Annotated in this window: 5 protein-coding genes; 2 read left to right on the plus strand and 3 right to left on the minus strand. The window is 63.7% G+C overall.

Going from position 1 to position 6,750, the window contains the following annotated elements:
- Window positions 1-80: 80 nt before the first annotated feature.
- Entirely contained in the window at window positions 81-1,103 is a 1,023-nt protein-coding gene (locus tag FJ423_RS06120; RefSeq protein WP_140840079.1) for a fatty acid desaturase, read from the plus strand.
- Between the two features lie 76 nt (window positions 1,104-1,179).
- Complete coding sequence (locus FJ423_RS06125) at window positions 1,180-2,016, plus strand: PhnD/SsuA/transferrin family substrate-binding protein (protein ID WP_140840081.1); 837 nt, start codon at window positions 1,180-1,182, stop codon at window positions 2,014-2,016.
- On the opposite strand, the gene FJ423_RS06130 is transcribed toward FJ423_RS06125, so the two are convergent.
- From FJ423_RS06130 to FJ423_RS06140, 3 genes are all read right to left on the minus strand, one after another.
- Complete coding sequence (locus FJ423_RS06130; RefSeq protein WP_140840083.1) at window positions 1,984-3,324, minus strand: Xaa-Pro peptidase family protein; 1,341 nt, start codon at window positions 3,322-3,324, stop codon at window positions 1,984-1,986. The genes FJ423_RS06125 and FJ423_RS06130 overlap by 33 nt on opposite strands.
- 16 nt (window positions 3,325-3,340) lie before the next feature.
- Window positions 3,341-4,744, minus strand: coding sequence for a glycosyltransferase family 39 protein (locus FJ423_RS06135; RefSeq protein ID WP_181174729.1), 1,404 nt, complete (start codon window positions 4,742-4,744; stop codon window positions 3,341-3,343).
- Between the two features lie 190 nt (window positions 4,745-4,934).
- A partial coding sequence (locus FJ423_RS06140) for an FAD-dependent oxidoreductase (protein ID WP_140840087.1) occupies window positions 4,935-6,750 on the minus strand: 1,816 nt, incomplete at its 5' end.

A 6,750-nucleotide genomic window follows, 5' to 3' on the forward strand; every position in this document is an offset into this window, starting at 1 on the left:
TTGATGTAACGGCAGGCTACTGACACAATGTTGTCAGGAATCGAGTTGGTTCCGGCGACTGGGGGGCAGTGGTCGAGAGCATGGCAAGCGTGAATACCGGCACGAAAAAGAGACCTAGCAGCACACCGGCTGTCGAATGGCCGACAGTCTCCCTCACAGTCTTCTGCTACGGCGCATGGCTCGCCACCGGTTTCCTTGTCTGGCCATCCCATCCGCTTCTGGCGCTTGCCGTCCTGCCCTTTATCCTGGCTCTGCAATCGTCGATCATGCACGAAGTGCTGCACGGTCATCCGACCCGCAACGCCAGGATCAATGAAGCCTTCGTCTTCCTGCCCATCGGCATGGTCTGGCCGTTCCGCCGCTTCAAGACCATCCACCTTCGCCATCATGCAGACGAGCGCCTGACCGATCCGCTCGACGATCCGGAGAGCTACTATCAGGCGCTCTGGATGCATGAGGGCCTGCCGCCGACAATGAAGCTTCTGCTCAAGATCAACAACACCATGGTTGGCCGCCTCGTCCTCGGTCCGTGGTTGTCCTCGGTCGGTTTCTTCATCGACGATGCCAAGCAGATCCTTGCCGGCGACAAAGCGATCCGCAAGGCCTGGCTGCTGCATGCCGTCGGCCTCGCGATTGTGGCGCCGATCGTCACGTTCGGCTTTGGCATCCCGCTGTGGCTCTATATCCTGGTGCCGGTGTGGCTCGGCCAGTCGCTGATCTCGATCCGCACCTATGCCGAGCACCAGTGGTCGGAGCATCCGGAGGGGCGAACGGTGATCGTCGAGCGCTCGCCGCTCTCCTTCCTGTTCCTGAACAACAATCTGCATTTCGTTCATCACAAGAGCCCGACCATTGCCTGGTACCGGCTGCCGAAGCTCTTTCGCGAGCGCCGCGAGGAATGGCTGCGGATGAACAACGGTTATGCCTATCCGAACTATTTTGCGATGCTGAAGGCCCATGCGTTCAGGGCCAAGGAGCCGATCGTTCATCCGGTGCTGCGGCGCACGCCGGAACCGGGCCGCGCCTTCAAGCCGCGCGTCAGGGCGCGCAATGTCAGCGGACTTGGCACGGCGCCGGTTCCCGCCGAGCCGCCGAAGGAGTAATTTCGACTTTCCGCGACGCTTTTTGCGCGGCGGAACGCAGGCGCCGAAGGCCGCTTGCCTTTGAAAGCTATTCGACATGAGCAAGTTCGTTGCGGCCCTGCCTATGTATGACTGGTCCGAAGCGCGTGGCCAAGTCGACGCGCAATGGGCGCGGCTCCGCGATGCTTTCCGGCAAAGGGGCATCGATGCGCCGGAGGCGGTCGTGCGCAGCAATCGCGAGCTGCCAGGAGTTCCCGGCGGCATACTCGACGGCGCCGGCAAGCCGATCGCACCCGACCCGGCGACGCTGCCCCCGGAAGAATTGGACTTTCACCAGCTCTGGCTGAGCCCGGCGCTGCTCTTCGGGCAAACCTGCTGGGGGCCGATGGAACTCGGTCTTGCGCGGCATGTGCAGGTGGTTGCGCAGCCGAGCTACGATGCGTTCGAGGGCGGGCAGGGAGAGCTCTATTCCAGCGCGCTGGTGATGCCGGCGGATGGCGGACCGGGGATTGCCTCGCCCGCGGACGGCAAGGCCCTCATCCCGATCGACCTTCTCCGCGGCAGGCGCTTCACCTTCAACAATCCGGATTCGATGTCCGGGCTGATCGGCCTGCAGCGCGACCTGGAGGCGATGGGCGAAAGCCTGGACATCTTCGCCTCGCGCGGCGAAAGCGGCGGCCACCGGTCGTCGATTGTGGCCGTCGCGGAAGGCAGGGCCGAGGTCGCGGCCATCGACTGCGAAAGCTGGGCGCTGGCGCAACGTTTCGAGCCGGCGGCGAGAGGCGTGAAGGTGGTCGGCTGGACGGCGCGGCGCAAGGGCCTGCCCTATATCACCGCCCGAACGACGCCGGAAAAAATCGTTGCCGCGATGCGCGACGCCGTCGCGGCTGTCGAAAGCGGATCAGAGCAGCCGCTCGTCCAGCTTGTAGGCTGAAAGCTTCTCGTTGCCGGTTTCGGTGATCAGGATCTGCTCCTCGATTTTGACGCCTTCGCGCCCGCCAAGCCTGCCGATATAGCTTTCGACGCAAAGCACCATGCCGGGTTCGAGCACGCCGTCCGGCGTGTCGTCGGTCCAGTCGCCGGCATGCGGCAGCGTCGGATATTCGTCCGCCAAGCCGACCCCGTGATAGAGCACGCCGTAGCGCGTCGGATAACAGTCGTCCGGCGGCACCGCCGAGCGTTCGACGAGATCGCGAAAGGAGATGCCCGGCCGCATCAGTTCGGTGTTATGAGCGATCTGACCGGCGGCGATGCGGAAGAGGTCGTGCTGCTCGTTCGACGGCTTTCCGTCGCCGCAAAGCCATGTGCGCGAAAGATCGGCGCAGAACCCGTAGGGTCCGATCAGGTCCGTGTCGAAGGCGACGAGGTCACCATTCTCGATGACGCGCGAGGAGCATTCCTGGAACCAGGGATTGGTGCGCGGTCCCGATGACAAAAGACGCGTTTCGATCCATTCGCCGCCGCGCGCGATGTTGCCGCGATGCAGTTCCGCCCAGAGCTCGTTTTCGGAGATGCCGGGCTTCAGCACTGTCTCCATCTCGCCAATCGCGGCCTCGCAGGCGACGATGGCGCGGCGCATGGCGAGGATCTCGTCCGGCGATTTGATGAGGCGCGCATTCTCCATCACCGCCTCGCCATTGCCTATCGCGATGCCGCGGCGGGCGAGTTCCTCAACGCCTTCCGGGTTGATGCGGTCGACGGCAATGCGGCGGTTGCCGCCGCCATGCTCGGCAACGAGCTCGGCGATACCGGCACCCCAGCGCCGGACTTTCTGCTCGGTGAGCTCGCCGCTGTAGAGATATATCCACGATACCGCAGGGCGCACCTCGTCGACGACGCCCGAATGGTCGGACAGGTGCTCGCAGGAGAAATAGTCGAACAGCACTACCGGCCCTTCCGCGGCGACGAAACAGTGGCGTGTCGAATTGTGCGCGACCCAGAGCTGCATGTTGGTCGAGTCCGTCGCGTAGCGGATGTTGACCGGGTCGTAGAGCAGGGCGCCGGCATAGTCGCGGCGTTTCAGCTCGGCGCGGATGCGGTCCAGCCGGTATCTGCGCATTTCGGCCAAGTCCGGCGCGGCGACGCCCGCCGTCGCCCACTCGGCTTCGGCGGTCGCGCCATAGCCCAGCAGATGCTGGTTGAGCGAGGCCGCCTTTTCACGCGAGGCCTCGCGCAGCGCTTCGACCGAGCTTGGCTCGAAGGGCATGATCTTGCGATGGCGGCCGAAGCCTAGCTTGTCCATTCGTCCCACCTGAAGCTTACTGCGCGGGCTTCTTGTGCAGTCTGGTAATCGTGACCTTGCGGGGCGGAAAGCCGAGTGCCTGCGGCACTTCAATCGTGCGGTGGATGGTGTCCATCACGTAGCCGACCTTCGCCAACTCTTCGAAAACCTCCGAGGACGATTCCCTGTCATCGGTAAGCACGAGCACCGCCGGCTCGCGGATCGACCTGGCGAAGTCCGGCGTCTCGTCATCGAGCGCGATGAGATCGGCATCGACCAGGCGCAGATTGCCGACCCAGAACCAGCTCGAGACCACGGTCTTGACCGGTCCGTCGGCGTTGATCTGGTCGTAAAGCGAGCGGTAATCCATGCGCACGATGCTGCCGCGGCTGTCGCCGCCGTGCAGATGCATGTACCAGCTCAGCGGCAGCACCAATATGGCAAGGAGAGCGCCGACGAAGACAATGGTGGCTTGCGTCTTTCGGCCTTTCTGGCCCATGGCGTCGAAGCGCATGGCGAGCGCCGCGGGCAAGAGGATGAAGATCGGTAGCATCCAGCGGTCGCGAAACTGGGTGATGCCGGCCGCCAACACGACTGTGACCATGACCACAAAACCAAGGACGATCGCCCGCCACAACAGCTTTTCCGGCCACCGTACCGGCTGAGGCGGATCCGTCCGTTTTCTTGTCGCCAGGACGTAGGCGACGGCAAAAATCACGACCGGCAATCCAGCGAAATTGACGATCGCGTTGACCAGTCTGCGGATGCCGAGAAGCGCCGTTTTCGCAACGCTGCCGCCTTCGGCGACGCCCAGGCCCCCTTGGTGCGCGAGCAGGTCTTCCAGATGTGTCAGGCTCCAATAAAGCGTCGGCAGGCAGGCAAGGACCGCCACCGCCACGCTGATTGCGAAACGGCGGTCGAAGATCGCCTCACGCGTTTCGCGAACCGAGAGAGATGCCAGGAACAGGGCGGCAAGGAAGATGACGATGTTGTATTTCGACAGCATCGCGGCCGCCGTCGCCAGGCCGAAAAACGCATAGGCAACGGCCGATCGCCGCCTCTCCACCTCGACCAGCGCCAGAAGCAGCACCGAGGTGAAACAGAATATGGCGACCGAGTGGGTGAGGGCGTGCTGCATCTCCCAGAAGATCTGAGGAAACAGCAGCAATCCGAACATGCCGGCCGCCGCGGCACGGTTCGAGTAGCCGAGGCGGCGTATGGCGGTGAAATAGGCGACCAGCCCCGCGGCCAGCAGGCCGTATTTGACGATCTTGAGGGCAAGGACGCTGGTTCCGACCAGCGAGGCCGCAAGCGTCGCCAGCCAGGTGTATAGAGGCGGCTGCGAGCTGCCGTAGCCGGCGGCCAGGAATCGCATTTCCGTCAATTGCTCTGCATCGTCGACACCGACGCCCGTGCCCGCAACATGGGACAGCAGGGCCATCATGACGATCTGGGTCAGGCAGTAGAGGAGGACCGACGCAACCGCCGCGCTGAATGGGCCGACCCGTTCATCGCAGAGCCAATCGGTCCATTTCTCTAGTTGCCGCAAAGGGACGATCTTCTCATGCTGATGCGCCGGTAGTGGGCTCGGACCATGCCATAGCTACCGACGCAATCCAACAATTCGGGTTTCAGGTTCGCATCTTCTCGCCGCTCGGGTCGAAAGGCGGTTCGACATTGATGCGGGCGGGGCGGCGGTGGCCGAGAATCTCGATCTCGAACAGGCCGGCGCTTTCGTCCTCGGCAAGGGCGGCCGGCACATAGCCCTGCGCCATCGACTTCTGCACGTAATGCGCATAGCCGCCCGAGGTCACCCAACCAACGACGCGCCATTCGCCATCGACGATGCCGCGCACGGCCGAAGCGCCTTCGGCGGCCTTCGAGCCGCGCACTTCCTGGCCTGATGTGTCGAAGCGCGGCGCGCCGTAGCCATGCGGCTTCTCGACCGTGCCGTAGTCCTTGCCGACCTTGGCCCAGATCGGCTCGTCGCCCATCACGTCGGCATCGGCAGCGTCGACGATGAAGGAGACCCGGCGCAGCTTCGGCCCTTCAGCATGCTCCTTGGCGGACGCCTCGCGGCCGATGAAGTCGTTCTTCTCCAGCTTGATGAAGCGATCCATGGAGCCTTCGAACGGTCCATAGATCGGACGCAATTCACGGAACCAGGTCGGAAAATTCTTTTCCAGGCGCATGGAGAGCAGCGCACGCATGCCGAAATCGACGATGCCGAATTCCGCGCCGGCTTCCTTGATCGCCTTGTAGACGAGGCGTTGATAGGCGGGCGCCATCCAGATCTCGTAGCCGAGATCGCCGGTGTAGGTGATGCGGTTGACCATGCAGGGCGCGCCGCCAACGGCCATCTCGCGGAAATCCATGAAGCGGAAGGCCTTTGTCGAGACGTCGACATCGACGAGCTTCTGCAGCAGGTCGCGCGATTTCGGCCCGGCGATCGAGAGACCGACCAGCGTCTGGTCGAAGCGGTGGATGCGCACCGAGCCATCCTTCGGCAGGTGCTTCTCGAACCAGCGCATGTGATATTTCTGCGCTGCGGACGAGCCCCAGATCATGAAGCGGTCTTCTCCATTTCTTGGGCCGGCCTTGGCGATGGTAAAGTCGCCGATCAGCTTGCCGAATTCGTTGACCATCGGGGTCAGCACGATGCGGCCAACCTTCGGCATGCGGTTGGTCATCAGCCGGTTGAGGAAATCTTCCGCGCCCGGACCGGACACCTCGTATTTGGCGAAGTTGGCGATCTCGGTGACGCCGACCCTGTCGCGCGTGGCGCGCACTTCCTCGCCGATCGGGCCGAAATCGTTGGAGCGGTGGAAGGAGACGATGTCCTTCGGCTCGGTGCCCTTCGGCGCGAACCAGAGCGGCGTTTCCAGGCCCCACGAATCGCCCATGACGGCGTTGTTGGCGAGCATGGTGTCGTAGAGTGGCGTCGTCTGCGCCGGACGGGCGGCGGGCAGTTCTTCGTTCGGGAAGCGGATCGAGAAGCGGCGCGAATAGTTTTCCCGCACCTTGGCGTTGGTGTAGCGCAAGCTCGCCCATTCGCCGAAGCGGGCGACGTCCATGCCCCAGACGTCGAAGCCCGGATCGCCATGCACCATCCAGTTGGAGAGCGCGAGGCCGACGCCGCCGCCCTGACTGAACCCGGCCATGACGGCGCAGGCGCACCAGAAATTGGTCAGGCCCTGCACCGGGCCGACCAGCGGATTGCCGTCGAGCGCGAAGGTGAAGGGGCCGTTGATGATCTGCTTGATGCCGGCCTTCTCGATACCGGGGAAATGCTTGAAGCCGATCTCCAGCGACGGCGCGATGCGGTCGATGTCGGGCTGCAGCAACTCATGGCCGAAATCCCACGGCGTGTTGACCGGCGACCACGGCTTGCAGGCCTTCTCGTAGGTGCCGAGCAGGACGCCGTTGCGCTCCTGGCGGGTGTAGATC

This window comes from Mesorhizobium sp. B2-8-9, assembly GCF_006439475.1.
GTDB lineage: Bacteria > Pseudomonadota > Alphaproteobacteria > Rhizobiales > Rhizobiaceae > Mesorhizobium.

What these genes read in the sequence shown, in the direction of transcription:
- FJ423_RS06120 (WP_140840079.1), top strand. Translation starts at nt 81, where the DNA reads ATGGCAAGCGTGAATACCGGCACGAAAAAGAGACCTAGCAGCACACCG.
- FJ423_RS06125 (WP_140840081.1), top strand. Translation starts at nt 1,180, where the DNA reads ATGAGCAAGTTCGTTGCGGCCCTGCCTATGTATGACTGGTCCGAAGCG.
- FJ423_RS06130 (WP_140840083.1), bottom strand. Translation starts at nt 3,324, where the DNA reads ATGGACAAGCTAGGCTTCGGCCGCCATCGCAAGATCATGCCCTTCGAG.
- FJ423_RS06135 (WP_181174729.1), bottom strand. Translation starts at nt 4,744, where the DNA reads ATGGCCCTGCTGTCCCATGTTGCGGGCACGGGCGTCGGTGTCGACGAT.